The organism is Bacteroides graminisolvens DSM 19988 = JCM 15093 (assembly GCF_000428125.1).
Taxonomy (GTDB): Bacteria; Bacteroidota; Bacteroidia; order Bacteroidales; family Bacteroidaceae; genus Bacteroides; species Bacteroides graminisolvens.
The window spans coordinates 1-1,284 of sequence record NZ_ATZI01000034.1 but is presented as its reverse complement, the minus strand read 5'-3'; the positions used below and the strand labels follow the sequence as shown (position 1 = coordinate 1,284).

General features: G+C 44.0%; 1 protein-coding gene. It reads left to right on the top strand.

Translation table 11 applies throughout. The features are described 5' to 3' along the window. A partial coding sequence (locus C511_RS16835) for an IS1182 family transposase (protein WP_034782455.1) occupies positions 1 to 1,216 on the top strand: 1,216 nt, incomplete at its 5' end. Positions 1,217 to 1,284: the final 68 nt, after the last annotated feature.

The following is a 1,284-nucleotide window of genomic DNA, read 5'->3' as shown; positions in this document are numbered from 1 at the left end:
CAACAAATATACTTTTGTTTGGCGCAAGAGCGTTGAAAGAAACCGGGCGAAACTGATGGATAAAGTTCGTATTCTTTTAGAACAGGTAGATGAAACCATTGCGCAAGAAAATACCCTGAAAGACACACCGGTAGAATTTACCCCGGCTACGCTTTCTCAGATAGTGGATGAACTCAAAGATGCCTTGGAACATGAACCCGGCCCCAACGCCAAGGAGCAGAAAAAAGCTCATCGTGAAAAGAAGAGACAAATAAAGGAACTTGAAGCTCTTGGTGACAAACTGGCTGAATACGAAAAGCATCTGGAGATATTAGGGGATCGTAACTCCTATTCCAAGACGGACCCTGATGCCACATTCATGCGCATGAAGGAAGACGCCATGAACAATGGTCAGACCAAACCCGGATACAACTTGCAGATAGCAACAGAGAATCAGTTTATTACCGATTTCGCTTTCTTTCCAAATCCAACGGATACACTCACGCTTATTCCTTTCTTTAATTCCTTTCGAGAGCGCTATAACAGACTTCCCGGTACCGCTGTTGCAGATGCCGGTTATGGTTCGGAGGAGAACTATCGGTTTATGCAGGAGAACAGGATAGAGGCCTTTGTCAAATACAACTTCTTTCATAAAGAGCAGCGTCCCCGTTATGTTCCCAACCCATTTCATCCGGAAAGCTTGTATTACAACATTGAGCAGGATTATTACGTTTGTCCCATGGGACAGCACATGAATCGTATAGGAACCAAACGGGATAAAACCGCCAGCGGATATGTTACTCAAAGTGCCCGTTATAAAGCTCAAAGATGTGAAGGGTGCCCCCTGCGCGGCAGTTGCTTTAAAGCACGGGGAAATCGAATAATCGAAGTAAATCACCGATTGAATGAATATAAAAAACAGGCGCGTGAAAGGCTAACTTCAGAAGAAGGGATTAAGCATCGGGGGAGGCGGTGCATAGAGCCCGAAGCCGTCTTTGGGCAAATGAAATATAACATGGCGTATCGGCGTTTCCGACATGTTGGAAAAGAAAAGGTTACAATGGACTTTGCCTTCTTTGTCATTGCCTTTAATATCAAAAAGATGTGCGCAAAAATTGCCAAGGAAGCCTCTAAACTATTTCTTGACCTAATTTACCGACTGTACACACACTTAAAAGCGATTTATGGGATGAATTGGGCGACTTTGAAGTCACCGCTTCCGAAAATTGCGGCATAGGTAAACTTAGATTAGAGACAAGCTAGCGATTAGAAAAAAAGAGGATGTGCCTGTTTTGACACACCCTC